The organism is Rugamonas rivuli, assembly GCF_009380165.1.
GTDB classification, from domain to species: Bacteria; Pseudomonadota; Gammaproteobacteria; order Burkholderiales; family Burkholderiaceae_D; genus Rugamonas; species Rugamonas rivuli.
This window is the reverse complement of record NZ_WHUF01000024.1, coordinates 1-312: the sequence shown is the minus strand read 5'-3', so window position 1 is coordinate 312 and position 312 is coordinate 1. Positions and strand designations below refer to the sequence as shown.

1 rRNA gene is annotated in these 312 nt (G+C 49.0%); it reads right to left on the bottom strand.

What is annotated here, in order from left to right:
• Window positions 1-312, bottom strand: a 23S ribosomal RNA gene (locus GEV01_RS30580); the annotation flags it as partial.

Genomic DNA, 312 nt, shown 5'->3' with positions numbered 1-312 from the left:
CACGGTACTGGTTCACTATCGGTCGATTACGAGTATTTAGCCTTGGAGGATGGTCCCCCCATATTCAGACAGGATTTCTCGTGTCCCGCCCTACTTGTCGCACGCTTAGTTCCACACATCGCATTTCACATACGGGGCTATCACCCGCTATGGCTCCTATTTCCAGAGGATTCTGTTATGCGTCATGCTAAAACGTGCAGGCTCTTCCCATTTCGCTCGCCACTACTTTGGGAATCTCGGTTGATTTCTTTTCCTGCAGCTACTTAGATGTTTCAGTTCGCCGCGTTCGCTTTGCATACCTATGTATTCAGT